This window comes from Hutsoniella sourekii ATCC 700629 (assembly GCF_000518205.1).
Classification (GTDB): domain Bacteria; phylum Bacillota; class Bacilli; order Lactobacillales; family Aerococcaceae; genus Hutsoniella; species Hutsoniella sourekii.
In genome coordinates this window covers 33,621-59,671 of record NZ_KI912400.1, presented here as the reverse complement: position 1 = coordinate 59,671, position 26,051 = coordinate 33,621, and the positions used below count along the sequence as shown (strand labels likewise).

21 protein-coding genes, 1 riboswitch and 2 other annotated features are annotated in these 26,051 nt (G+C 41.6%); of the genes, 9 read left to right on the top strand and 12 right to left on the bottom strand.

Going from position 1 to position 26,051, the window contains the following annotated elements; translation table 11 throughout:
• The 5 genes from T408_RS11545 to T408_RS0110030 form a co-directional block, all read right to left on the bottom strand.
• Positions 1-1,667, bottom strand: a 1,667-nt coding sequence (locus T408_RS11545; RefSeq protein ID WP_035420642.1) for a G5 domain-containing protein, incomplete at its 3' end; no start/stop codon positions are given.
• A gap of 237 nt (positions 1,668-1,904) precedes the next feature.
• Positions 1,905-5,153, bottom strand: a complete 3,249-nt coding sequence (locus T408_RS0110045) for a CAP domain-containing protein (RefSeq protein WP_028119782.1) — start codon at positions 5,151-5,153, stop codon at positions 1,905-1,907.
• A 41-nt stretch (positions 5,154-5,194) separates the two neighbouring features.
• On the bottom strand, positions 5,195-8,788 hold the full coding sequence (locus tag T408_RS0110040) for a CAP domain-containing protein (RefSeq protein ID WP_028119781.1): 3,594 nt from the start codon (positions 8,786-8,788) through the stop codon (positions 5,195-5,197).
• Positions 8,789-8,805: 17 nt separating this feature from the next.
• Entirely contained in the window at positions 8,806-9,174 is a 369-nt protein-coding gene (locus T408_RS0110035) for a hypothetical protein (protein ID WP_028119780.1), read from the bottom strand.
• Between the two features lie 81 nt (positions 9,175-9,255).
• Entirely contained in the window at positions 9,256-9,588 is a 333-nt protein-coding gene (locus T408_RS0110030; RefSeq protein ID WP_028119779.1) for a hypothetical protein, read from the bottom strand.
• 166 nt (positions 9,589-9,754) lie between these two features.
• Here T408_RS0110030 and T408_RS0110025 point away from each other — a divergent pair, with 166 nt between their 5' ends.
• Both T408_RS0110025 and T408_RS11540 read left to right on the top strand, forming a co-directional pair.
• Positions 9,755-11,053 (top strand): sensor histidine kinase, encoded by a 1,299-nt coding sequence (locus tag T408_RS0110025; RefSeq protein WP_028119778.1) that lies wholly within the window; start codon positions 9,755-9,757, stop codon positions 11,051-11,053.
• 1 nt (position 11,054) lies between these two features.
• Positions 11,055-11,801, top strand: a complete 747-nt coding sequence (locus T408_RS11540) for a LytR/AlgR family response regulator transcription factor (RefSeq protein ID WP_051444895.1) — start codon at positions 11,055-11,057, stop codon at positions 11,799-11,801.
• Here T408_RS11540 and T408_RS0110015 read toward each other — a convergent pair.
• The 4 genes from T408_RS0110015 to T408_RS0110000 all read right to left on the bottom strand — a co-directional run bounded on the left by T408_RS0110015 (position 11,798) and on the right by T408_RS0110000 (position 15,887).
• A complete protein-coding gene (locus T408_RS0110015; protein WP_028119777.1) occupies positions 11,798-12,442 on the bottom strand; it encodes a hypothetical protein in 645 nt (214 codons plus the stop codon). The two genes, T408_RS11540 and T408_RS0110015, sit on opposite strands and share 4 nt — an antisense overlap.
• 147 nt (positions 12,443-12,589) lie before the next feature.
• The gene (locus T408_RS11535; protein WP_035420640.1) at positions 12,590-13,909 is read right to left on the bottom strand and encodes a dicarboxylate/amino acid:cation symporter; all 1,320 of its coding nucleotides are present in this window, start codon (positions 13,907-13,909) and stop codon (positions 12,590-12,592) included.
• A gap of 139 nt (positions 13,910-14,048) precedes the next feature.
• A complete protein-coding gene (locus T408_RS0110005; protein WP_028119776.1) occupies positions 14,049-14,993 on the bottom strand; it encodes a MetQ/NlpA family ABC transporter substrate-binding protein in 945 nt (314 codons plus the stop codon).
• A gap of 27 nt (positions 14,994-15,020) precedes the next feature.
• Entirely contained in the window at positions 15,021-15,887 is an 867-nt protein-coding gene (locus tag T408_RS0110000; RefSeq protein WP_028119775.1) for a MetQ/NlpA family ABC transporter substrate-binding protein, read from the bottom strand.
• A 101-nt stretch (positions 15,888-15,988) separates the two neighbouring features.
• Positions 15,989-16,297 (bottom strand) — a binding site (T-box leader).
• A 136-nt stretch (positions 16,298-16,433) separates the two neighbouring features.
• On the opposite strand from T408_RS0110000, the gene T408_RS0109995 reads away from it, so the two are divergent.
• Positions 16,434-17,600 carry a pyridoxal phosphate-dependent aminotransferase gene (locus T408_RS0109995; RefSeq protein WP_035420638.1) on the top strand — a complete coding sequence of 389 codons (1,167 nt, stop codon included), beginning with the start codon at positions 16,434-16,436 and terminating at the stop codon, positions 17,598-17,600.
• A 52-nt stretch (positions 17,601-17,652) separates the two neighbouring features.
• On the opposite strand, the gene T408_RS0109990 is transcribed toward T408_RS0109995, so the two are convergent.
• Together T408_RS0109990 and T408_RS0109985 are read right to left on the bottom strand one after the other, a co-directional pair.
• Complete coding sequence (locus T408_RS0109990; protein ID WP_028119773.1) at positions 17,653-18,354, bottom strand: methionine ABC transporter permease; 702 nt, start codon at positions 18,352-18,354, stop codon at positions 17,653-17,655.
• Entirely contained in the window at positions 18,354-19,439 is a 1,086-nt protein-coding gene (locus tag T408_RS0109985; RefSeq protein ID WP_028119772.1) for a methionine ABC transporter ATP-binding protein, read from the bottom strand. The genes T408_RS0109990 and T408_RS0109985 overlap by 1 nt, the downstream gene beginning before the upstream one ends.
• A gap of 35 nt (positions 19,440-19,474) precedes the next feature.
• Positions 19,475-19,701, bottom strand: a binding site (T-box leader).
• Between the two features lie 158 nt (positions 19,702-19,859).
• Positions 19,860-19,951: riboswitch (THF riboswitch) on the top strand.
• A gap of 37 nt (positions 19,952-19,988) precedes the next feature.
• On the opposite strand from T408_RS0109985, the gene T408_RS0109980 reads away from it, so the two are divergent.
• From T408_RS0109980 to T408_RS0109955, 6 genes are all read left to right on the top strand, one after another.
• Positions 19,989-20,534, top strand: coding sequence for a folate family ECF transporter S component (locus tag T408_RS0109980; protein ID WP_051444894.1), 546 nt, complete (start codon positions 19,989-19,991; stop codon positions 20,532-20,534).
• 12 nt (positions 20,535-20,546) lie between these two features.
• The gene (locus T408_RS0109975) at positions 20,547-20,717 is read left to right on the top strand and encodes a 2-hydroxymuconate tautomerase (protein WP_028119770.1); all 171 of its coding nucleotides are present in this window, start codon (positions 20,547-20,549) and stop codon (positions 20,715-20,717) included.
• 248 nt (positions 20,718-20,965) lie between these two features.
• Positions 20,966-21,823 carry a helix-turn-helix domain-containing protein gene (locus tag T408_RS0109970; RefSeq protein WP_028119769.1) on the top strand — a complete coding sequence of 286 codons (858 nt, stop codon included), beginning with the start codon at positions 20,966-20,968 and terminating at the stop codon, positions 21,821-21,823.
• Positions 21,824-21,846: 23 nt separating this feature from the next.
• Entirely contained in the window at positions 21,847-22,530 is a 684-nt protein-coding gene (locus tag T408_RS11530) for an NADPH-dependent FMN reductase (protein ID WP_084544040.1), read from the top strand.
• A 23-nt stretch (positions 22,531-22,553) separates the two neighbouring features.
• Positions 22,554-23,780: an NAD(P)H-dependent oxidoreductase gene (locus tag T408_RS11525; protein WP_035420636.1), complete on the top strand. Its 1,227-nt coding sequence runs from the start codon at positions 22,554-22,556 to the stop codon at positions 23,778-23,780.
• A 272-nt stretch (positions 23,781-24,052) separates the two neighbouring features.
• Positions 24,053-24,829, top strand: coding sequence for a formate/nitrite transporter family protein (locus T408_RS0109955; RefSeq protein ID WP_084544038.1), 777 nt, complete (start codon positions 24,053-24,055; stop codon positions 24,827-24,829).
• Between the two features lie 90 nt (positions 24,830-24,919).
• Here the strand turns inward: T408_RS0109955 and T408_RS11520 are convergent, their stop codons facing one another.
• Positions 24,920-25,990, bottom strand: coding sequence for an iron-containing alcohol dehydrogenase family protein (locus T408_RS11520; protein ID WP_035420635.1), 1,071 nt, complete (start codon positions 25,988-25,990; stop codon positions 24,920-24,922).
• Positions 25,991-26,051: the final 61 nt, after the last annotated feature.

Here is a 26,051-nt window from a genome sequence, read left to right as displayed (position 1 = left end):
TCTGGCTCTGGTTCTGGTTCTGGCTCTGGTTCTGGTTCTGGTTCTGGTTCTGGCTCTGGTTCTGGCTCAGGTTGTGGTTCTGGATCAGGTAAAGTGATACCTACTAATTGAGCCATTTCTTGAGCTGAAATTGCGATAATTTCGGTTTGACCTTCATCCGCTGAACTTTCTAATTCTTCAGTGTTATAAAGCTCACCATCAATGTAGTGTTCTTTAACAACTTGCGTTTCAACTCGGTTTTGACCTTCTTGGATTGATACACGTTGACCTGGAGCTAAACTCATATCTAAAACATAATGGATGGCGTGTGAGTAGGTGCGAACGTTTTGAACCTTCTTGTAGATGTCACCGACCGGATTTTTATCACCGATGGCAATAATTTCATCGGTTGCTTGCGTAACGGATGTAATTTCTTCTGTTTCTTCTTGAACAACGCCATCTAAAGTAACAGTGGTCTTAACTGTTGTCTGAGAACCAGGAATACCTTCTTGAATCACACGCGTTTCGCCAGCTGGTAAACTACTGTCATAGCGGTGGAATTTACCTGGAACAAAGGTATGGGTTATTTCCGTTTGAGTTGTCTCGCGAACAGAATCAGGAACAGGTGTTTCTACTTCTTGGTATTCGGTTACTGGAACAATTTTTGTGGTAAAGGTTGGATTACCGTTTTCATCTAAGACTGGATTACCTTCTTCGTCGAGAACGGGTTCTTGAACTTCGGTATCCACTGTGATTTCTTGCATTTCGATAATTGGTGGATTGGCAATAGTTTCCGTATTTGATGCGATTACTTGGCTTCCAAGCAACTGTGAATATGAAGGAATGTTATCTGGTAGTGGAACAAATTTGTGAGCTTGATTGACATACTCATCCAATATTGTTTGAACATCAGAGATTAATTCGCCGCCTTCTCTGAATACGAATAGTTCAGGAAGGGTTGTTGGTGTCCCATCATCTGGCGTATTACCATTATCAGGCGTGTTACCATCATCTGGTGTATTACCATCATCTGGTGTATTACCATCATCTGGTGTGTTTCCTGTATCCGGTGCGCCTGGGATGTCTTCATCTGGGTTATTTGTATCTGGTTGAATTAATCCATCGATGTCATCTTCGGTCGCAGGTTGTCCGGTTTCTAATTGGCCTCTATCATTAGCAATAGATTCCATTCCATACCACTTGTTCTGTACCTCTGGATCTAGGACTTGAAGGGGTTGACCCGTCTCAATCTTATAAAGAGGGACCTTAACTGTTCCTTCTTCGCTTATTTCTAGATTTTTATCAGAGAGATCCTTATAATCAATCTGATAATTCTCTCGAACTAAGAAGGAGATTTTTAATGGATCGATCAAGATTTTGTCGTTTGGTTCGCACTTATGGTCATCCTCAATTTTATTACTTTGTCTTAAGTAATCCACTTCGATTTGCTGGTCTGTGGCAATTTCTTCAATTGTATCTTCTGCACTTAATGTATGAATTTCTTCCAGACTTATTTCAAAGTAAAGTTGATCCTCTTCGCTATAAGTCACCTGCTCAACCGAATCATTTGCTTGGGCGACTACCAAGTTAGTGGCCTGACTACTAGCAATAACTAAACCAGCCATCAGAGAAACAGTAACCCAGCCAATAGCACGCGTTTTTTTCATTTTTTTACGATTAGCAAACATGTGAGTCATCTCCTTTAATTTATTAATATCTTTCCTCACCACTAATCTATCAAATACCCTTGTTTGTTAGGGAAGAATTTCCTGAACGGTCGTTTTTTATGCCTGAATGACATAAATAAGGCGGTAGGATTTGTATTTATTACCTTTATTATAATAAAAACCACCTAAAATGCTGTTTTAACAACATTTTAGGTGGTTTTGAGGCTGACTTATCTTGCAGCCGTTTGACGTAATATTTTACTTTAATACCACACCATAGTAACCAGATACACTAACTTCAAAGACTAGCTTGCGCACCAATCTTCCTTGACTGTCAAAGTCATCAATCACTTCAAAGTCTAACTCTTCCAAGATCTGGTCTTCTTCCACGTCATAGCGGAGGACTTGGTCGACTTCTTCACCATCAGCCAGGACAATTTCCGCCTGAGCTGGTTCACTTAAGCTTTCTTGACTCACATCGCCAAAGACAAATTGAATATTATAAAGATAGGCAAATTTATCTTTAAACTTATCTTGGACTTCACGGTAGTCTTCCAATAAGACCTGGACGACTTCAGACAGCCCTAACGGTGTTAACTTAACTTGCAAACTTCCCAGTTGGTAAATAGATGAGTCGCCCTGGGCTTGACTATCTGGTGTACTAGCTCCTATCGTTGGCCTAGGGTTCAATCCAACATTATTGGTTGATTCTACAGCTACAATCGTGCGATTCTCGTCATCCGGAACAAGCGTTGGACGCTCACTCGGTACTAGGACTACTCCCTGTTGACTAGGGGTCGGTTGATTCTCCCTTCTAAGATGGCTAAAGAAATCCACTATTTGATTCTCCCCTGTGAAGTGTTCTCCATCCACCCCTGCATTACCAGAGAAAAGATAAGCAGGAACGAGGAGATAACCATTATAGTCATCAGTAAATTCGATACTATCTGTACGAATTTTGAAGTTTCCAACGTAACCACCATTGGGAACGATTTGATAATCAAACTTCTTAACGACAGGTAAAGATCTAATGTATTCCGCCATTTCCTGAGCCGTTACACGGTCATTAAAGGATAACCGATCAGGATTCCAACGACTTTCTACCAAATTCTTACCATAGGTGACAACATAAGAATCATCTACTTGGAAGATATCGTAAACATATTCTGGGCGACTAGCTACGTATGCTTGACCGGCCTCCATCGCTTCTTCAAAACTTCCGTAAGCAACTCTTGACTGTATGATATCATTGAATTCATCTCGCTCCTGGATGAAATAGAATTCGCCTATTTTAAAGACATGTGGAACACCATATCTAGGAGGATTTTTTGAAACTACTATCGGACGAACACTCGGTTTAATTAAATCCATCGCCTCCATTCGAGCTTCTTTAGTAAATAGGATTTGCTCATTTTCAAGTATCAAAGTATAGTATCCACCTGAATGTACTGCTAGATAAACATCAAGACCTTCAATTATATTGTTTTTTATGAAATTATGTGCAGATTTTATGCTTGGAAATTTTAATTCCCTCAACTCAGCCCAGTATTTCGGATAAATAACGATAAAATTATATGGATCAATATAACTCGTGAATAATCTGAGATAATCATCCTTCGTTTTTACGTTTTTTAATTGTTCAGGGCTAAAAAGCTCCGAAGCAACTTTGGCATATTCAGGTAAATACTCGTAATTCGATAACATTAAATCAGCTGCTTGTTCAGCTTCTTCTTGATTAGCATAAATCTTAGTGTTTGGATTCCTTTGGTAAGCACTTACTAACTCACCAGCTTGTATTGACTCTGAAGATGCACCATGGAGGATTCTCAGCCAATAATAAGCACTAATAAAACCTTTCACACCAGTTTTAGTTCCAACTCGATCCAGTTTTAACAATGGATAATCTTCATATATAACAGGTGTTTCCTCACTGATTACTATCTTAGAATTTGAATCAATTGTGTATTTTAGACTTTTAAATTTCTTCAAATCGTCTTTTCCTAATTCACCTTTGGTGAAGCCTATCTTACTAGTTAAATCTAACGGACGCTTGCGTTTAAACCAGACAGAATAATGATCTACATTTCCATCCCCGTAATGCGAACATAAGTCATAATAGTAATCTTCTTCACCTAGTTCTGCGACGACTGTCTTACCATAAGCTTCTGCATCTTCTTTGGTATTGAAAAGATTACTGGATATTCTTGAATAGCGATTATCAATTTCCCTTTGTAAATCGCGGTCAATAACATGATATTCTAGTTTGCCATCCTTATAGACAACTTTTCTTTGCCCAATAACGTCCTCACTATAAAGAATGGATAGCAGGTTTTGGCTGCCTGGTTGATAGTGATGGCGCCAGTCGATGATTTGTTCTAATTCCTTGTCTAGCTGAGACAGAACATCATTTGACAGGATATTATTCTGGTTAGCTCGTAAGCTTTCAAAAAAATCTTTAGCTTCGGGATTGGATTCTTGATAGGCTGGATAGTTTGTAACCGCCCCTATGTTCCGCTCTCTTTGTTCAGTTAAGATGTGGTTTGCTTCTCCAGCGCTCAGTTCTGTAAATTTGCCCTCGCTTGGATTCCATTCTTTCACACCAACTTGACTCAGAACATAGGCATCATACGAATTTAACGATACTCCTTCTTCCAAACCGTGAGTAGATTGTATCGGTCTGCTAGAACCAAAGTATTGGGTCACACTAATAACAAACCCATCGATTAATTTTGCTTGCAATTCTTGGTTAACAAGTAAGCGATATTTATCTAGCATATGCTCACTCTTAACTTCTTCAACGATAATTCGAGGCGTAATACTAACACCAATACCTGTTAGATTCCAATCAGGTACCAATAGTTGTTTGCGGTGATTCTTATTCGAATCACTCAGATCCAAAAACCACTTATTAACAAAATCATCCGCCAGTTGTTTAAAATTTCTAGCTCTAATTTGGTCGAAAGTATAAGTTACCTTGGCATGATTGGCCACCACCGGAACGGCTTCTTGCCTAATGTTGGACTGCTGGAAACCAGCTTGACGAGCATATTGGTCATCATTAGCATGCGGATCCTTTCGGTCCGATTCACTGCCAATAGGGTCTGTTTTTACCAATTTGTCAGCCGCTTCTTGAAGTTGGCTATCTATTTGTAATGTTTCTTGATTATTACGCGCTCGAAGTTCATTGACAGAATGCTGGATGGCTGAAGAAAGCTCAGCTTCAACATCTGCCACTCGCAAGCTCGCGACTTCAACAATTGAACTCTCCGCAGATTCTGAGTCAGTCGCAGAAACTTCCACTGGTTGGCTCCGTGTTACCCCTTCAGCTACTGGTATATTTAATGCTTCAGAAGGTGCTTCTTCTACAGTTCCTTGAACTGATTGTGGCTGGTGATTCACTGAAGTTTCTAAATCTGCTCCAGATTCCATGGCTAATACATCTTCGGCTGCCATTCCGGTCATTGTTAAAATTGCTAAAACAAAGGCTAGTCGATAATGTGATTTCATTTACTTCTCCTTTTCAAACGAATAATAAATAATTGAACTAATTATTTTACTACAACACCATAGTAACCAGATACACTAACTTCAAAGATTAGCTTGCGCACCAATCTTCCTTGACTGTCAAAGTCATCAATCACTTCAAAGTCTAACTCTTCCAAAATCTGGTCTTCTTCCACATCATAGCGGAGGACTTGGTCGACTTCTTGACCCTCTTCAAGTAGAATCTCAGCTCGAGCCGGTTCACTTAGCGCTTCCTGGCTAATATCGCTAAAGATGAGTTGAATGTTGTAGAGGTAAGCAAACTTCTCCTTAAATTTAGCTTGGATTTCCAGATAATCTTCCATTAATACTTGAACCACTTCAGATAAACCTAGGGGCGTTAACTTGATTTGCAGTCTCCCTAACTGATAGACAGATTGATTATCTTCGGCTAGGGTAAATGGGGCGTGACTCTCTTGATTAGAAGGGTAAGCTGGACTTCCTCCAATACTCGGCTTTAAGTATTCACTTTGTTTAGCAGCTTGAATTACGAATTCTTCTTCTCTTTGATAATCAGTCTCTACCTTTGATATTGAAACATTCTTTTGACGGAGCTCATCTGCTATTTTTCTTAATTGATTCTTAGTTTCAATATGCTGACCACCCACTCCAGAGTTCCCAGAATATAAATATTCAAGAATAAGGTGGAGAGATGTTCTATCACCTTTAAATAAAATTTTCCGTGTAACAATTCGATAATTATCCTGTCTGAAAGGTGTTCCTTCATCAGAAAGAATGGGGACAATATCATATTCGAATTTTTTTACGTCTCGATGGTTACTGATAAAATCAGCAAATTTTTTAGCATCTGTTCGATTGATAAAGGATAGGTTGTCCGGTGACCAACGACTCTCAATTCGATTACGACCAATACTAAGAAAGTAAGTACCTTCAAATTTAAAAATATCAAATGAGGCATCTGGATGATCTCTTAAATATTTCTCCCCAGCTTGAATAGCAGATTTTTCATCGCCGTATGCCTTTAGCACCATCTGGCCTGAATCCCATAGGTTTTGCGAAAGAGTTACATACATATCACCCATTTTGAAAACGTGATACATTGACGGGACACTTGAATGATACATAAATAAATAAGGGTGAAGACCCTTCTTATCGGGAGTTCTAACTAGAGGATTTTGGCTTTTCTTGAATTCTTCGATAATATCTTTACTTGTAACATAAACCCTTGGATCAGTACTTGTTAATAACTTATGATTACTTTCAGCTACATCTTTAGACCAAAATAATTGTTCTGGATTTATCTGGATCATCCACTGATAGCTCTTGGAGTCACTTTCATTAGCAAAGGGATCGGGAAAAGTCGTAGGATCGTAAGTTATAGACCATAAGAAGCCTGACAATCTTTCACTAGCAAATTGATGAGCCTCTTCACTACTCTTAAAACGTCTGTCTCTATACTCGGACCATAACTTAGGATAAATCACTGCGTAATATTTGGTATGTGGTTTGGAAGTACCTGCTACATCTTCACTACTTTCGACATCCGACTCGACCCAACCAAAATGATCTTTAATATATCCCACCAAATCATTCCTCGAATGAATTAGTGGTGAAACTTTGGCCAAGTACTCAGGTAAGAGAGCTAAGCCATTTAATATGTCATTCATATAATTTTCAGCTCTTTGTTTCGAGGAGAACATTGGAACAGGAAAGTCCTCTTGATAAGCACTTATTAGCTCAAATTCACTTAAAATTCGACTATCTCCTAGGTACCTAATCATTCCCTCGGAATCACTAATGTTCATGTAATTCTTTAGTCTGGTTTCTCTATCGAACGGATACCCTGCTATATTCAGATCATTTAAAGGTCTATTCTCAATAACTACAGGAACATCCGGTTTAAACCTAACAAATCCAGTTAATTGATTGTCTTTGATGTCAACTATAATCTTATAGTCATTTTCCTTGAGGCCTTTAATCGGACGCAATAAACTTTCAATTTGACGTTGAAGTTCTGATATTTTTTTCTCATCCGTATCGAATTCTCCATATGTAATTTTTGGCGCTAAGGATTTTCCAACATACCTTTCTAAGAAAATCTTACTAGTTAAATCGAGAGGTTTCTTCTCTGCAAATTGAACAGAATAACTGAGATCTCCCTCTATATTTTGTCTCTTAGTTTGAATTAGGTAGAAGTAATTATTTAGATAATCATTTGAACTTTTTAAAAAATCAATAGCAGATTGTTCGGCTTCCTTATAATTAGAAAAATCATTTTCCGATACTTTTGCGTAATTTCGATTGATATCTAGATTTTCTTCATAGTCAATGGGTAAAAAAATAAATTGATCTGCTTGACGGGATATCTGCTGTTGGTAAATATTCTTGCCGTTAAAGTTTATTGATAGAATATTCTTACTACCTAACTGATAAGTTGGGCTTATCTTTGATTTAACATATGCATTAATTAATGCTTTAGGTCTGTGGAGGATATCCTGATTCTGATCGTTTAAAAGACTAATGCCAAGCATTTTATTCCAGTTATCAGTAGGGATCTCTAGAAAACTGTCTCCATCTGATTGAGGTATTTCAAATGCACCTAGTATTTCGTCGGCCTCTTTTTTATCCATGATTTTCTTCGCACTATTGGTATTCGGATTCGTTTCCTCTTTGCCAATTTGCTCATATACATATATTGGTAATGTAGGAAGAGATATTGGTGTGTCTATCTCATGGAAAGGGATATCTCCTTTCCTAGTTTTTCCAAAATACTGCGTAACATTAATCTCGTAGGCACTATTAATGTCTATATTAAATTTTCGAAGTAATGGTACGTCTAACTTGTCTAACATCTCATTTATTTGGACATTGCCACTTTTTATCAGAGGATTAATTTTCACTCCTACTGCTGTTTGTGTCCAATTAGGATCCAACATTTGATTACGGTGATTGTGATTAGGGTCACTTAAATCTACAAACCAACGGTTAATTATATCATGGACAACTTGCTCAAGATTTTTACTTGCTAAATCTTTAAGTATGTATGTTGTTTGCAAATGATTAGCGGCTATGTATTGCCCTTGCTTTGTATTAAATCCAGATCGCTCTGCATAATAATGATCCAACAAATGAGTCGGTGCATTACTTACTAGATCTTTAGCTTTTTCTTTACCTAGTTGATCCGCTATAGCTATTTCAGGATTATCCCCCAATTCTCTTTGGACGGCTTCAGAGAATTGACCTCCTGTAGGTTTATCTTGTACTAACTTTTCAGCAGCTACTTGTAGTTGATCGTTATGCTCTAATTTATTTAATCCATTACGCTCTCTTAGATTATTTACTGTCTCTTCAACAGCCAGACCAAAATTTTGCTCCACTTTATTCAAAATTGCTTGCTCTTCTTGATTAAGCTCAATTTCTTGAGATATCTGTAAAGTATCCTCCGTATTCAAAGAATCCTTATCACTCGGGTCTAATGTATCTAATGTATTAGGTAGATTATTTGATAATTCACCACTTTCAATAGTAACATTGTTTTCACTTGTAGGGTCATTCTCACTAGCATGCACGGTCTCATGACTCACTCCTGTGGCAGCCATTGTCGCTAATATAAAGGCTAATCGATAATGTGACTTCATCTGCTTCCTCCTAAATCTTATTTCAATATAATGCCATAACAGCCTGCGTGACTCATTTTGAAGCTAATATGGCGAACCATCTTATCTTCAACTTCCGGGTCATCAATCACTTCAAAGTCCAATTCATCTATAACCTCTTGCTTGTCTAGGTCATAGCGGACCACTTGGTCCACTTCCTCCCCCTCTTCCAGGACAAAGAGTCCTTCTAATTCATCCTCTAATTCTTTAATCTTCTCTTCTTCACGAATAAATTCTACTCGGTAAAGGTAGTCAAATTGATCCACAAGAGCTGGATCAATCGTTTGGTTAGGATGGAAGAGGTCTTCTACATGTATCTCATCCATTTCCGGCTTCTCAAAGTTAGGAACCACCACTAAGCGTGGCATCTCCTGAGTCTCTTGCGCCCCTGATTCAGCTACAGCTTCTCTAGCTAGAACGGGTTCTTGATTAAAAGCTGTGGTCGAAATTTACCAGTTAGACTCACCTGCAGATGGCAATTCCCAACTAGCATCTACACCCTCTTCTTCAGGCAAAAGGTCTGTTAATTGAAGTGGATTCGAATCATTTGGAAAAACAGCTGGCTCTCTAACTGATTGAGGATTACTTGGTTCTACGTGAAAGCCTGCCGCATTTCCAGCTTCGCTCACCCCATCGGGACTTGGTTGGTAGTGTCCACCATGCATAGCCTCTTTAGGTACAGCCACAGGCCTGATGCTTTCCTCCTCAGCCACCCCCACACTTGGTATGGATAGACTCGCTAAACTAACCGCAAGTAATAACAATTTTAATTTTCTAATCACTAGAAAGCCCACCTTTCCTATTCTTATTTCAATAAGATATTACCATATTTTCACACTTTGAGGGGATTCTTTCTTGAACGACCCTTTTTTCTGCCTGAACGACAGTTTTTTGCTCACTATAATCAAAATAAGCTATAATAGAATCAGACTAACTAGGAGGTAGACGATGAATTTATTAAGCGCCTTATCCTTATATGACTTAACCTTTGCCGGATTATTTGTGATTGGGCTCTATTCTCTCTTGCCTCAAATGAAGCTAGGTCAAGTGGCTACCACTTATTTTCTAGTAGCTGCCATCAACTTTATTCCCATCATCAACCATAGTCGCTGGCAAGTGATTATGTTTTATTTCTTTATTATTGTGGGCTGGTCTATTTGGCATCATCGGTCCTTTGAGCGAAGTCTCTTGGTCTCCTCTCTTGCCTACCTCAATCTCAACCTACTGGACCAGACTTACCCACTCTACACTCAAGTACTGCCCCTTGAATCCATCGGATTCTATCTTGCTTACTTGTTAGGGGGAGGCGTGTTTCTTATTTTGCTAGCTCGCTTGGAAGTCTTCCTGGTTCACCAGTGGATGGCTCGCTGGCCCAACAAGCGCTTATGGTTGATTCGGGGCTTAGCCTTGTTGACAGGCTTACTCTTAGTTCCTCATCTGTTCAGAGGGATTATTGACTTAACCGGCGAATCTGGCCAACTCTTACGCTTTATGTTTGCGATCCAAATTACGATTCTCTTGCTATTTATCGCTGGCGCCTTGATTGTCTACTACGGCTTACAGCAGATTCGAACCGCAGAGCGTCAAATGGCCAATGCCAAGATCAATCAGGAATATTCTCAAATGATGGCCCAACAATATACCCAGATGCGAAGATTCCGTCATGACTACAAGAATGTTCTAATGAGTCTCGCTGGCTTTATCAAGGATCAAGAATGGCAGGGCCTAACGGATTACTTCTTCGAGGATGTCTTCGAAGATCAGTCTACTTCGACAGTAGAATCTGACCAGTTAGCCCGGCTAGTATATCTGCAGAACCCGGAACTTCGTAATATTCTCTATACCAAGTTGTCCTATGCCTTATCCCAGAATCTAGACTTACATGTTGAGATCAGTGACGACACCCCCGAACTAATGGGCCATCGGATGGCTCTAAGTCGGATGTTAGGGATTGTCATTGATAATGCGATTGAAGAGAGTATCAAGTATCAAGGCGCCCAGATTGAATTAGTGATCACTCCCATTCATGATGAGGTCTTAATTATGATTGCGAACCCGACCAAGACCAAGGCGAATCAATTAGCCAAGATTAACCAGTTGGGCTATTCAACCAAGGGAGAGAATCGAGGACTAGGGCTCAATAACCTGAAAGACCTTGCTGAAGAAGCTGGCTTCAAACTATTTACCTCGATTGATTCCGGCAAGTTTATTCAAGAGATTTATATACCATTACAGGAGGCTGAATAAGATGCGTTCTATTGTGATTTGTGAAGATACCCTTAAACAGCGTCAACGCTTTGAAGAAGTGGTTAGGAATTATATTATGATTGAAGATTTAGAGATTGATCTCGCTCTGGTTGCGAGTGAACCCGATTCTGTCCTGGAATACTTAGAAGAGACACCCATCGGCGAAACCCTCTATTTCCTGGATATCGATCTTGGAGAAGATAAGTTAACAGGCATGGACTTAGCCCGCCTTATACGCGAAAAAGACGATCTTAGTAAGATCGCCTTTATTACTACTTTAAGTCAGAGTTTGCCTTTGACCTTTAAGTATCGCTTGGAAGCCTTGGACTTCATCATTAAGGATGACTTTGACGGCGTGGACCAACAAATCCGCGAATGTATTGATACAGCCTTTGAGCGTAGCCAGATGAACACCGATAAGAAGCAAAAATTCATCGTCCAACTAGGTGCTCGAACTAAGAGCCTGGATATTGATGACATCTACTATTTCCAAGCGACCGATGGCCATAAGATTATTCTCGTAGGCGATGATGAGTATGTCGAATATTATGACACCCTAGCTGAAATTGAAAATAACTACAGCCACTTCTTCCGTGTTCACCGTTCTTATGTCGCCAATCTGGAAGCGGCGACGGGGCTGGACCGGTCTGCTCAAGAGCTCCACTTCCCTGACGAGGTTAGTGTCCCTGTCGGGCGGACCCGAATGAAGGAATTAGTCGCTAAGTTAGAAGAATTAGGAAAAGCTTAGATCTTGAAGTCTTCCGGCCAAGTAAAGGTCGGTAAGAATCGCCACAACAGATATAAGACACCAGATACTGCTAATAAGACCACCCATTTGTCACTCAGTGGATTCGCCCGAGGATGGATATATTGGCCTGTCTTCCCCATTCGTAAGCTAGGATCAAGGTCCGACTTGGCACCCACTTGCTGCTGAGGCTTCAAGAAGGCATAAAAACCGGGACCTGTTAGCGTAAATTCAATCGACTGGTCATCGACTAGTTGGTAGTCCAGTGACTGGTCCTGATCCAACTGGTCCACCGGAGCATAATCGAAGAAGTAGAGTCCCGTCAACTCTGTAGTCAAGGGCCAGAGCACTTGGACCGCTGGCATTTCTTTCATGGCTCGGTTGTACCAGTCAGTGGCTTGAATACGGAAGACTTGCCAGTCTCCTTGCTCCAATAAATCCTGAGACAGTAGCTGGTCAGCAGCCACTTCTTGGATACTAAAGCTTTGAATGCCATTTTGCTGGGTCTGGAAGTAGACGGAGCCTTGACTGGTCTCATTAAGATAAGTATGATTCACAGCTTGTGACCGCATTTGGGCTTGACTGACCCTATACCCTGGGCACAGCCAACAGGTCAATAGTAAAATAATTAAGCATTTCTTCATTGAAAGGATCTCCTTACTTACATGGTCCCCTTTATTCTAGCAAATATTCTCATTGGAAAGTGAAAAGAATTAACTTATTGAATTCAAAAACAAGTCAAAGTTGGAGCTTTAACGCCCGAACTTTGACTTGTTTCTTTGTCTATTCAATTAACGATGATCAGCGGCCAATTCCTTGGAATCCAAGCTGACCTCTTGAGCTTGATAGATCTCTCGGTCCAAGTCTCCTTCTAGAGCTGCCGTAATCAGACCCGTACTTCCTCCAGCAATCACATTGGTGGCAGTTCGAGCCATATCAGCAACCGCTGAGATAGGGGTTAGGACAATAATCATCTCTACCGGTAGACCTATTGAGGTGAAGAGCAAGGTAGCAGTTATAGTAGCCGTCCCCGGAACTCCAACTGTTCCTACTGATACCAGTAAGGCAACCACAATCATATACAAGTAATTCCAAATGGTAAATTCAATGCCCAAGGTATTAATCGTGAAGATGGCTAGAAGAATTGGCCAGATTGACGCACACCCTGGCATACCAAAGGTTGTACCAATAGAAGCCGCAAAGGTGGCAATCTTCTCAGGTACTCCCATTGATTTTTGAGCATTCACATTAGCTGGAATACTTCCCACAGAACTTTGGGTGGAGAAAGCAATCAACCATGCTGGCAAGAATTTCTTGATAAAAATCCAAGGATTGACTCGTCCTAGAACGGCCACCAAAGCTCCTGTTGTTACAAAGGAATGGAAGAGAGAAGCCACATAAACAGCCACTAGCACTAGAAGCAAGGCACCCAATGAAGCAGCATCAAACTTGCCAACGGCATCGGCCAGCAAGGCTAGAACAGCATATGGGGTGAAACGGGTAACCATTCCTACCACATTAAAGATAACGTCATTTCCTGCCCGAATAAAATCAACAAATGGCTTAATTTCTTCCTTGTCCTGGAAGCTAATAATCCCAATACCGATTAATAGGGAGAAAACAATGATTGGGATTACCTGGTTGTTGGCAGCATGTTCGACAATATTAGACGGGAAGAAACTGACAAAGGCATCCACAAAACTTGGAATCTCACGAACCTCAGCAGTCTCAGGGACTGGAATGTGGCTATTACGTCCCACGCCTAAGAGAAGGCCAACCGCAATGGCTAGGATAGAACTTAAGATATTGTGCAAGCTCAAGACACCAATCGTCTTGCTACCAATGGTAGTAAGCGAGCGTGTATTCTCCAGAGATGCCACAGTATTAATAATTGAAAAGAATAGCAAAGGAACAACGATAGCCTTAAGTAGGCTGGCATAGATGCGACCAAAGACAGCCACGTATTCTGTATGACCGGCAAAAATCAGGCCGACTATAGCACCAAGGGCTGTTGCAGTTAGTACCTTGGTCGTAAAATTGGCCCCGCGTTTAGATAATTGGTAAATCACACCAAAGAGGGCTAGGACAATGATTAAAGCTAATATATTCATAGAAACTCTCCTTTAATTGATGCGCTTGATGCGCTCTTATATTTAACAGCTGGTCTAACCAACAGTAACAGGGACAGGCACAGTCGCCAGACATTGTCCTCACCTCCTTTAATTAATGATTCTTTACTAACAAATTGATTTAGGCTGCTGATTCTTCACTTGAAGCTTCGGCTTCTGAATCTTGGGCGTCTTGAGAATCTTCACTGGCTTGTGATTCTTCGTTGGAAGCTGATTCAATGCGAGGCGCACCGTCCCAAGCTGGCTTGTCGCCACCGTTTGAAGCATCGTAGATGGCTTGTGCCACTTCTTCAGATTGGTAGAGTTCGACTACTTTCTTGAATAGTGGATTGTCTGCATTTTCTTCTTTAGCGGCCACTACGTTCTTGTACTTGTCATTTAGTTTTTCTGGGTACTCAGCATCTACAAAGATAGCAGAGTGGAAGTCTAGGCCTGCGTCAACCGCAAAGTTTGTGTTGATGATTGCTGCAGCAACGTCTGGTAGAAGGGCTGGTAATTGAGCAGCATCTGCTTCGACAATTTCAATGTTTTTTGGATTGTCTGTAATATCTTCAGGGGTCACTAGCACTCCCTTAGATGGGTCTACCTTGATAACCCCTGCTAGTTCTAGTGCCAGAAGGGCACGTCCACCATTGGTTGGGTCATTAGGAATAGCTACCTTATCGCCATCTTGTAGGTCATCAAGTGAAGCCAATGTTTCTGAATAAGCGCCCATTGAAGAGACATAAGTATAACCTAGTACCTTTAAGTCACCTTGGTTAGCTTCATTCCACTCATCTAAGAAGGCCTCATGTTGGAAAGCGTTCAAATCCAAAGACCCGTCAGCAACAGCTGTGTTAATTGGATTATAGTCAGTGAACACTTCAAATTCAATATCGATGCCTTCTTCTTCTTTGGCTTTCTTCTGGACTACTTCCCAGACATCTTCTTCAGGACCAGCTGCTAGACCGATGGTGACTTTTTCACCTTCGAATTCTTTATCTTGAGCTAGGACAGCCTGTCCAGTACCGGCAAACAAACTAGCCGCAAGTGATAATACAGCAAATGATTGGATAAATTTTTTCATGATTTTCTCTCCTTTAATCTGACTTAATTAGTGACTAGCAGAAGTAATAACTGGGGCATCTTCCCAAATAGGCTTATCACCTCCATTGGTTGAGTCATAAATCGCTTGAGCCCCTTCTTGGGATTGATAGAGTTCGACAATCTTGTGGTAGAGTGGGTTATCCTTATCTTCTTCGCGAGAAGCAATGACGTTCTTATATTTCTCGTTTAACTGATCAGGGTGGTCCGCATCAACGAAGACTGCATCAGACAACTTCAAGCCAGCGTCTGTGGCGAAGTTTAAGTTGATGAAGGCTGCTGCTACATCCGGTAGTGAAATCGCTAATTGCGCGGCATCTAATTCTTCAATCTGTAAGTTAAGTGGATTTTCTGTGATATCTTCAGGCGTTACGAGTGCCCCTTTAGAAGGGTCAACCTTGATCTTACCTGCTAATTCTAAGGCAAGAATAGCACGGCCACCGTTCGTTGGATCATTAGGAATAGCAATAGTGTCGCCTTCCTTTAATTCATCTAGTGATTGAATCTTCTCTGAGTAGGCACCCATTGGCGATACAAAGGTATAACCTAATGGCGTCAAGTCACCATCATTGGCTTCGTTCCAATCTTCTAAGAAGGCAACGTGCTGGAAGGCATTGAGGTCAATGGAGCCATTTTGTAGGGCAACATTAGGTTGATTATAGTCAGTAAATAATTCGAATTCAATCTTAATGCCTTCTTCTTGTTCGGCCTTATCCTTAATCACATTCCAGACATCTTCTGCAGGTCCAGATACAATCCCTACTGTGACCGTTTGCCCTTCAAATTCCTTGTCTTGAGCTTGTGCTTGACTAGCACCACCAACCAATAAACTAGCTGCTAAAGTTAATACACTTAATTTTTGAACGAATTTAATCATCTTATCTCTCCTTTAAATTGACTGCAAGTGAACGCTAAGCTGGACCTAAATGCTAACTCTTCTTCAATAATTCCCCCTTATATACAAAAAAACTCTCATCCTGAAAGGACGAGAGCTTATCACTTCGTGGTACCACCTTTATTCGCTATATCATCACTGAATATAGCCTCCTACGGTACTTAGTCTTAGCCGATCCATTGATCGGGGGAGCTTGATAATTATTAAGCTTCGCTCCTGATGCACTGCATACCGTGTCACTCCTAACGGGTGCGTCCGTCTGTTGTTATTGCCGAGGCATTCACAACAGCCACTCGGTGGCCATTTTCACTTTGCTGTCCATTGCCTACTTGCACCACCTGCAGGCTCTCTAAGAATGTAAACAAAGTTACTTTCCACTTCGATGTGTTTGTTTCTTAACTTGTTTCTAATCATATATTAACTTTTTTCATAAGTCAAGCCCTTTTTACAAAAAAATGTGGTACAATGGTTAGCAATTAATCTAGAGGCCTTCATCGGCTTCTAAATCTTGATTAAGAGGTGGAATTTATGGATTATTCTAATATTAACCAGTGGGTTCAACAAGCGCCGGGTAACTCGATTCGTACCTTTAATGATAAAATTTCTCATATTGAAGGTCTAATGTATTTTAACATTGGTGAGCCGGACTTTGCTACACCGGAAGTGATCAAAGAAGCTGCTAAGGCTGCTATTGATGCTGATATTAGTGGCTATGCTCATTCCAGAGGGGTCCTAGCCCTACGTCAAGCTATTAGTAACTACTTGGCCAAGAACTATCAACTCAACTATGATGCTGATACGGATATCTTAGTGACAACAGGATCCACTGAAGCCCTGATGGTAGCAACCATGGGACTCTTGAATCCAGGTGAACAATTGGTCGTGGTTGAACCTAACTACGTTATCTATAATACCCATGCAATCCTAGCTGGTGGGTCCACCCTTCCTATTAACACAAGTCAGACAGGGCTGAAGCTAGATCCTGACGTTCTAGACCAGACCCTGGACCAAAATCCTAAGGCCAAGGCCCTCATGCTGAACTATCCATCTAACCCGACAGGTGTAACCTATGACCGACAAGAACTCGAAGCGATTGCTGAAGTTTGTCGTAAGCATGATCTCTATATTATTACCGATGAGGTTTATGCCGTCCTTACTTACAGCGGCCACCATGTATCCATTGCCGAGATTGCTCCGGAACGTACCTTACTCATCAATGGAAACTCCAAGGCTCATGCGATGACAGGCTGGCGTTGTGGCTTCCTAGCCGGACCAAGCGAATTGATCGAAGCGCTCTATCCACTCCATCAAGCAGCGGTCACTTGTGTGACATCCTTTGTACAGTATGGGGCAATTGCAGCTTACGAAGAAGCGGATCCAGATGTGGAGCGGATGTATCAATCCTACGATGAACGTCGACACTTGATCTACCAAGGCCTCACTGATCTAGGTCTGCAAGCTCTCTACCCTCAAGGTGCCTTCTACCTCTTTGTAAAAGTGCCTGATTGGTTTAGAGGAGACGATTATGAATTCTGCCTAGCCCTGGCTCATGAAGCCAAGTTAGCAGTCACACCGGGCCAATTATTCGGTGAATCAGGTCGTGGCTACTTTAGAGTTTCCTATGCTTCAAGCTTGAAGGACTTAAAGATTTTTATCCAGCGCTTTAAGGAATTTCAAGATAAATATACACACTAATTAAAGAACCATCCGATAGCGAAAGTAAAACTTTTCTATCGGATGGTTTATTTTATTTATGGGTGGCTCGGCGAATCAACCAGTTAAAGAAGAGTTGACTAACAAGTACCACAAGTAAGATTAACACCGTTGACACTAGAATAATGTCCATCCGGCTTCGTTGGTAACCACGAGCAATGGCCATCGTTCCTAGACCGCCCCCACCAACAGAACCAGCCATAGCTGTTAAGCCAATGACATTAATAATGGTTGAGGCACTCACTCTAAGCAAGGCAGGGAGTCCCTCTCTTAGATAGACGCGAATAATGATATCCATCGGACTGGACCCCATCGCTTCAGCTGCTTCGACAACCCCCGGATCGACTTCCAAGAGAGCTATCTCAACTTGACGAGCAAAGAATGGAATCGTTGAAGCAATAATTGGAACGGAAGCAGCGGTGGCTCCAATGGTTGTTCCAACAATCGCTCGCGTGACGTTAATTAATAAGGCCAATAAGATAATAAATGGAATCGAACGGAAGACATTAATCAGACTATCTAAGACCTTATAGACAGGCTTATTTTCTAGAATACCACCGGGTCCAGTGACAGTCATCACAATTCCTAGAACAAGTCCAAAGAACCCGCCAAAGACAACTGCCAAGCCCAACATATAGAGGGTCTCCCAAGTGGCAGTGACAAATTCTTCCCGCAAATCCCAAGCATAAGGGAAATATTGTTCAATAAAAGCATTGGTTGTTAATAATAATGGCATTATAAGACCTCCTCAATCAATTGTTGCTGATCGGTATACTCTTGTTGGATAATGGCATTCATCGACTCGATAGCAATATGTTCTTCTTGATCTAAGAAGGCTAGGGCCTGAGCAATATTGTTAGGCTCACCTTGAATAGCAATCAACAAGTTTCCAGTTGGAGTCCCTTGAATAATTTCCACATGACCATAAATAATATTGGCATCGACATCATATTCACGTACCAAGTTAGCAATTAATGGCTTCATAGTATCCGCACCTACATAGGTTAGCCGGTAAATCTCACCACTAGCGACAAGGTCGTGGGTCATTGGGTGGGCAATTACTTTGGCAATCTCTTGGTCAAAGTGAGTCGCCGTATTGATAAATTCCCGAGTTAAGGCTTCCTTCGGATTGGTGAACATATCCAGAATCGTTCCCTCTTCTAAGACTTGACCATTCTCCATTACAGCTACTCGGTCACATAGGTCCTTAACTACGGCCATTTCGTGGGTAATAACCACCATGGTGATATTTAACTTCTGATTGAGTTCCCGCAACAGTTCCAAGATCGATGAGGTAGTCTTAGGGTCTAATGCACTAGTCGCTTCATCACAGAGGAGGATGTCAGGATCATTAGCTAAGGCTCTTGCAATAGCGACCCGTTGCTTTTGTCCCCCTGACAGCTGGCTTGGGTAGTCATCCGTCTTAGTCTTCAGTCCCACTAGATCCAATAATTCCAAGACCTTGTCCCGCACTTGTTCCTTACTCAAGCCACTACCCTTGAGTGGGTAGGCAACATTTTCAAAAATTGTCCGAGATTCCATCAAATTGAAGTGTTGAAAGATCATCCCAATCTTCTTGCGTGCCTCTCTGAGTTCACTAGCTGACAAGTTCATCAAGTCTTGCCCATTCACATGAACCGAACCTTGGGTTGGGCGTTGTAATAGGTTAATTGTTCGAACCAGGGTAGACTTCCCTGCGCCTGAGTATCCGACAATGCCATAGATCTCTCCACGCTCAACGCGTAGGTCAACATCCTTTACAGCTGTGACAATTCGGTCATCCGCTTCGAATATGACACTAATATCTTCTAAATGAATCATCATTTACCTCCTAACAAAAATACTCTCATCCTTATAAAAAGGACGAGAGTCTAACTTCGTGGTACCACCTTTATTCGCATAAAAAATTATGCCTCCTACCTATCTTAAAGATAGGCTTAGATCCTAACGGGCTCACCCGTTCAACTAGGTCCTCTAGCTGACCGCTCCATGTCCATCTTCCATCCAACTAGCCACCTGCTTGCACCAAGCGCAGGCTCTCTAAGGGTCTAAGGGGATGTACTCAACATCTCATAGCGTTTCATATATACACAGATATCATAACGAGCCAAAAAGTAAAAGTCAAGAAAAAATGAGAAACTGGTTAATACTTTCTAGTTGAATCCACTTTTTAATGGCAAAATGATTAATAGCCTATTGCCAACTAGTACTTAATCAGCTAAACTAATGGCAAAATAAAAATTCAGAGTAGAAAGTAAGCGTTAAGTGACCCCGGATGGAATGTTGCCTGGGTACGAAGACGAATGTCGCGGTTTACTTTCGCATTCGCTGCCAACTTGTTGGCTCTCTGATCAGAAGGAGAGATTTATTATGTTTACATCACTTCGCTCACGCGGTTCAATCGGCAAGCTTACAGCACGCCATATTACGGTTATGGCTGTCCTGTTTGCCTTTCGCTTTGCCTTGGGATTAATTCCTGCATTCAATGTTGGCAATATGGTGAAGATGGGCTTCGGCTTTATTGGAACCGCGTTTTTTGGGGCCATTCTTGGCCCTTGGTACGGCGCCCTAGCCGCCTTCCTTCAAAGTGTCTTGAACGCTGTGATTACTGGTCAACAATTCTTTATTGGTTTTGACCTAGCATCTGGCCTGGCTGGTTTTATTTACGGTTATTTCTTCTGGAGACGGCCCATCAACTGGAAGTCGATCCTTGTAGCCGTTACCTTGGTCACTTTGATTGTTAATCTAGGATTAAATTCACTATGGATTCGAATCTTACAAGACAAGGCTTGGGTCGTCTTCATGCCGATGCGTATCCTTAAGAATGCGATTTCGCTTCCACTGAATACGCTCATTTTAAGTTTTATTTTCCGCTTTCCACAGATCAAACAAGTCATCAGTCGGATTCAATTTTAAGGAGGAAGATCTATGCCTTTTGTACGGATTCAATTAGTTGAAGGAAGAAGTCCTGAAGCTAAGGCTCAAATGGCCCAAGAAATCATCGAAACTGTCCACCAACACGCCGGCGCACCGCGTGAAAATATTCATGTTATCTTTGAAGACATGAAGAAGGAAGATTATTACCATAAGAAAGATTAAATTAAAGGCACCTCAGGGTGTCTTTTTTTATTGCCCGCCAGTCAACTTGAACCTCGTCTAGCTTGATTCGTCTCCTCGGCTCTCGTAAACTATTTATATAAATCTTTCACTAATACTCTGGCTAAGTTTTATATATTTTATTATATATAATTTGTGTATATTATTGACCCTGTCACCGTTTCCACGTATAATCTAATAGGGTTAGTAATGATTCATCTGTCTATTGAAAAGAAAGGAGAAACTATCAAATGAACATCGATTACTTCATTGCTGTTCGCAAAGAGCGCGGTTATTCACAAAGTGAGTTAGCGGAGGGCATATGCACTCAGGCTACCTTGAGTCGCTTTGAAAATAATAACCAAATTCCTAACTTAAAGATCCTGCAGGCCCTCTGTAGCCGGCTAGGAATTAGCCTAGGAGACCTCTTCCCTCGGGTAGGCGTAGAGCAAAGTGAAGTAATTGAAAAGTTAAACCAAGCAGAATTTAAATTAATTACCATGGAATATCAACAAGCTTGGGACTTATTAGAGACCATCCAGCTTGATGAAGAATCTGACAGTGAAATTTGCCAGCGTTATCATTATATCAAGGGCTTTCTAATGATTTACCTAGGTGCTCCCGCCTTTGAAATTTTATTTGTCTTTGATCAAATTCTACTCGCAGACCGCCAGACGCATCTGGATATCTACCGCCTTCTTGCCTATGCAGGAACGGGTATGGTCTATATGCGTGAAGGAGATTTGGAAAAGGCTGATTTCTATTTCAGTCGCACCATGAAAGAAATCTATCATTTCCCAACCCAGACAACTGAAGAGACTTGGCGAGTGCTCCATATTGTCTACCAATCGGGTGTCTATCATGCTCACATCCATGAGATGGAAATATCTAACGCTTTATTGAACTATGCCCTCTCTATTTGCGCTGATAACCATATCACTTATTATCTGGCCCGAGCCGCCATGCAACTTTTACGAAATGCCATCATCCAAGAAGAGGATAAAGAGAAGATTCAAGAATTATTTTACGATGCTAGAGCTTATGCCAAAATCAACCGTAATACCAATTTACTAGCTGAGCTAGATACATTGCGTGAGCAAATCATATAATTTATTTTAGGAGGAAGATGACTATGACTAAGATTATTTGCCTTGTCGGCACCAATTCTGACCATTCTACCAACCGGACCTTACTTCAGTATATCCAAAAGCACTTCCAAGAAGACGCTGAGATTGAATTAGCTGAGATCAAGGAATTCCCGCTCTTCAATAAGCCAGAAGACAAGCAAGTCCCTGATTGTGTTCAAGAAGTGGCAGCTAAGATTGAAGCCGCTGATGGCCTAATTATCGGTGCTCCTGAATATGACCACTCGGTAACAGCCGCTCTTTCTAATGCGCTTCACTGGTTGTCTTACGGTATTACCCCTCTGGTTGGCAAGCCAATCATGATTACAGGCGCCTCATACGGGATTCTAGGTTCATCAAGGGCCCAACAACACTTACGTCAAATCTTAGACTCTCCAGATATTCGTGGCTTTGTGATGCCTAACTCTGAATTCCTATTAAGTCACTCGCTACAAGCCTTTGATGAAGAAGGTAATCTAACTAACAACGAAACAATCGAAAAGTTAGAAGACATCTTCTATGACTTCTTAGATTTTATTACCATTTCTAAACAATTAAAGCGCAGTCATAAGCGCAACAAGAAGGAAGCGGCAGATTTCGAGTGGGATGATGAAGGCCAAGATCAAGCCATCGAGACCGCTATTCAAGACCAGGAAGAACAAGCCCAAGAAGCGGCTAAGCACGCTGAATAAATCATCCAAGGAGGAAATCTATCATGAAGAAAAAATTAGTCGGTATTGTTGGTTCTGCTGCCGAAAAGTCTCACAACCGCATGCTCCTTCAATACATCCAAAAATGGTATGGTCCCTTATTCGATCTAGATATCATCGAAATTAAGGATGTCCCCCTTTTCAACCAAAGCGATGACCAAACTAATAGTCCGGTAATTCAAGGTATTGCTCGTCGTATCCGCCAAGCTGACGGTGTCATTATTTCAACACCTGAACATAACCATACGATTCCTTCAGCCTTAAAAAGTGTGATTGAATGGCTATCATTTAATATCCACCCACTAGCTAACAAGCCAGTCATGATTATTGGAGCTTCTTGGTTTAGCCAAGGATCGTCACGAGCCCAAGTTCATTTACGTAAAATTCTAGAAGCACCGGGCGTTAATGCCTTGACCATGCCGGGGAATGAATTCTTACTAGGATCCGTCAAGGATGCCTTCGATGAAGAAGGAGATCTCAACAACCAACGGACCATTGACTTCTTAACGCTCTGCTTGGAGAACTTCCTGAAGTTTATCGATGCCGTGGAAGTCTTAGAAGAACCAGAAAAACTGCCTGAAGAAGACCTGATGGCGACTCAGCCTATTGATACTACAATTGATGTTGATATGAACGCTGATGACTGGGTAGAACAAGCGGCAGAGAAGGTTCAAGCCTGTGAAGGTGATGACTACGTTAAGCTGGACCGCGGAGTGCTAACAGTTAACCAATTAAATTACTTGTTGAATTCACTGCCACTTGAAATCACCTATGCTGATTACAACAACCAGTATCTCTACTATAATCACCACAAGGACGCTAGTGATATGTTAGCTCCTCGTACACCTGAAAGCGTCGGTTCTCCTCTAGGGGTTGTTCACCCTGATCGCGCCCAAGCAGGAGCCGCTTCAGTGGTACAAAAATTACGTTCAGGCCAAAAAGATGTTATTAGAATGCACATCAAGAAAGACTACCCTGAAAAATATATTGTCCACAATTATCAAGCCATGTATGACGAAAACGGCGCTTACATGGGCATCAATGAATATATCCATGACCTAAAACCGATCATTGACTGGTATCTAGCCCAAACCGGCCAGAAATTAGTGGATGATCCCAATGCAGATGCAGTAACGGGTGCTTCAACCCAAGCCAGTCCTAAATTAGAAGCCACCGCTAAGCCAGCTACCAAGGTAGAAACTGATACTACCTCTAGCGCCTCACAAAAATAGACCGCTCATTAAGGTCTGAAGCGGGCAAACACCACTAAAGAACAGCTATCTAATTGCTCTTTGGTGGTGTTTTTATGAATGGGGCAAAATCCCGAACTTTATCCCCAACCATCCAAAAATTAAACAAACTGTCCAGGGCGACTCAAGAGACTAATCGAATCGACCTTTTTATAGTCTTTAGTCCTTTTTGGTCGCTTTTTTGAATAGTTGAATTAATCAGGATCTTAGGCTATAATCATTTTTAAATTTTAGCTTGGGAAAGGAGCTTTAACTTGTCATCATCTTCCTTCATGGCGGCTAATTACCAAGCCGCTCAAGTAAAGGTTACACTCTGTCATCAGTCTCCTGGTCGTTATTTCTTTCGCAGTTTTTTAGCTGGAGTGTTTCTCACTTTTGGAGGCCTCATTGCTATCTTTGCCGCCAATTATTTTGCTGACCATCCAGGTATGGCTAAATTAATTTATACTAGTCTCTTCCCATGGGGTCTGGTTATGATTATCTTCATGAATACGGAGCTAGCGACTTCTAATATGATGTATCTGACCTCTGCCGCCTTAGAAGGGGAGATTCAGTGGAGAGAATTGGTTAAGACCTTACTGATGTGTCTTCTAGGCAACTTGCTGGGCAGTGTTTTTCTAGCGCTAGCCCTGAGATATAGCTCCGCTTTCCAAGCCGTTCAGGCAGACCATTATTTATTTACTGTCGTCACAGGTAAGTTTAACAAGTCACTCGGCACTGTCTTTTTGGATGCCATCTTGGCGAATATGTTAGTGAATACAGCCATTCTAGGCGCCAACCGAATGCGGGATGATTGGAGTAAGATTGTCTTTATTTTTGGTCCCATTGCTATCTTTGTTTTGTTTGGCTTTGAACACGTCATCGCTAACTTTGCTAGCTTTAGTCTCGCGCATTTCTTAGCGGGTAACTATATGCCCGACTTTACCTGGCCCCATATTCTCGTCCATTGGTTGATCACCTTTATTGGTAATTATATTGGTGGTGGACTCATTATGGGTGGTGGCTATCAGTGGCTGAATCACCGAAAATAATCCTTAGTTAAAGATAAAATCCCATGTCCAGGTCACCTTCCTCTTTCGATCGGTTGGTGGCTCACATGGGATTTTTGCTGTTCAATATTATTAAAGAGATTCTAAGGCTTGGATGGCTTTTTTGACCATTTCTTTATTTATTGGATATGGAGAGACTCGGTGGTCCGGTTGCTGCATCATCTTATCAAGAACGAGATCAAGGTCCTGGGGATCAGACAAATCAATGGCTCCTAGTTGGGTTGGCAGGTCTACCGTTTTCATAAAAGCATGCAGTTGATCCCGCTCCTGGAGGGCTTGATCAATAGTCAATAGAATCAAAAGACCATAACTAACTAAGGCCCCGTGTTCATGACGGCTAGCCTTGGGCGAGTAAGTAGCCGCATTATAGAAGGAGTGAGCCAAGCCAATATTGTATCCAGGATCAATAATAATCGATGTGATACCGGTCGAAATGATAATATCTTGGATCACACTTTCTAAAGCGGAGTTAACCTGATCCTGGTGAACAGAATCTAAAGCTGCTTTACCGTCTCGCATCAAGCGCTGGTTGGTGCCCGTATTGCTAGCTAATGCTAGGGCATCCTGATAGGATAAATCACGACCACGAGCCGAAAAATGAGATTCAATCTCCTTAGACAAAGCGTCCCCAATCCCGGCCCATAAATAGCGAGCGGGCGCTTGGGCAATCACCTGACTATTGATAAAGCAATGAATCGGTGGCTTTGGACGATAATAAAGGTCCTTCATCTCACCTGTCTGCGTATACATCACACACACTTCCGTTACTGGAGCGCAATTAGACGCAATCGTGGGAAAGGTAAACAAAGGCTTATCCAGTTCCGCTGCGAGATTCTTCACCGTGTCCTGAGCACGTCCTCCTCCAACCGCGAATAAGAGATCCGCTGCTTGTACTTCCTTGATCGCTCCAAGGCGTTCTACGTTCTCATAACTAGCTTCGCCACCGTAGGGTTCTACAATTAAGACTTCCATGTCACTGTCAGTTAGAGAAGCCTCAATCAAATCACCTGCTTTCGATAGCGCTGTCTGACCCCCGATAATAGCTACAGTCTGACCATAAGGGCGGCAAATATCAACCACCGCATCATAAGCATCGAGGCCGATCGTGTAATCCGGGAAATATATCGTCTGTTTTTTGTTCATCTTCCTACCTCCTTGAAATCTATTATATACTAGTCGATTCCATATTTAATCTCTAAGAACT

Coding starts and splice junctions, on each gene's coding strand:
- T408_RS0109980 (WP_051444894.1), top strand. CDS start 19,989: ATGTTTACATCACTTCGCTCACGCGGTTCAATCGGCAAGCTTACAGCA.
- T408_RS11540 (WP_051444895.1), top strand. CDS start 11,055: ATGCGTTCTATTGTGATTTGTGAAGATACCCTTAAACAGCGTCAACGC.
- T408_RS11530 (WP_084544040.1), top strand. CDS start 21,847: ATGACTAAGATTATTTGCCTTGTCGGCACCAATTCTGACCATTCTACC.
- T408_RS0110025 (WP_028119778.1), top strand. CDS start 9,755: ATGAATTTATTAAGCGCCTTATCCTTATATGACTTAACCTTTGCCGGA.
- T408_RS0110035 (WP_028119780.1), bottom strand. CDS start 9,174: ATGCCACGCTTAGTGGTGGTTCCTAACTTTGAGAAGCCGGAAATGGAT.
- T408_RS0110045 (WP_028119782.1), bottom strand. CDS start 5,153: ATGAAATCACATTATCGACTAGCCTTTGTTTTAGCAATTTTAACAATG.
- T408_RS11535 (WP_035420640.1), bottom strand. CDS start 13,909: ATGAATATATTAGCTTTAATCATTGTCCTAGCCCTCTTTGGTGTGATT.
- T408_RS11520 (WP_035420635.1), bottom strand. CDS start 25,990: ATGAACAAAAAACAGACGATATATTTCCCGGATTACACGATCGGCCTC.
- T408_RS11525 (WP_035420636.1), top strand. CDS start 22,554: ATGAAGAAAAAATTAGTCGGTATTGTTGGTTCTGCTGCCGAAAAGTCT.
- T408_RS0110015 (WP_028119777.1), bottom strand. CDS start 12,442: ATGAAGAAATGCTTAATTATTTTACTATTGACCTGTTGGCTGTGCCCA.
- T408_RS0109985 (WP_028119772.1), bottom strand. CDS start 19,439: ATGATTCATTTAGAAGATATTAGTGTCATATTCGAAGCGGATGACCGA.
- T408_RS0109990 (WP_028119773.1), bottom strand. CDS start 18,354: ATGCCATTATTATTAACAACCAATGCTTTTATTGAACAATATTTCCCT.
- T408_RS0110005 (WP_028119776.1), bottom strand. CDS start 14,993: ATGAAAAAATTTATCCAATCATTTGCTGTATTATCACTTGCGGCTAGT.
- T408_RS0110000 (WP_028119775.1), bottom strand. CDS start 15,887: ATGATTAAATTCGTTCAAAAATTAAGTGTATTAACTTTAGCAGCTAGT.
- T408_RS0110040 (WP_028119781.1), bottom strand. CDS start 8,788: ATGAAGTCACATTATCGATTAGCCTTTATATTAGCGACAATGGCTGCC.
- T408_RS0109970 (WP_028119769.1), top strand. CDS start 20,966: ATGAACATCGATTACTTCATTGCTGTTCGCAAAGAGCGCGGTTATTCA.
- T408_RS0109975 (WP_028119770.1), top strand. CDS start 20,547: ATGCCTTTTGTACGGATTCAATTAGTTGAAGGAAGAAGTCCTGAAGCT.
- T408_RS0109995 (WP_035420638.1), top strand. CDS start 16,434: ATGGATTATTCTAATATTAACCAGTGGGTTCAACAAGCGCCGGGTAAC.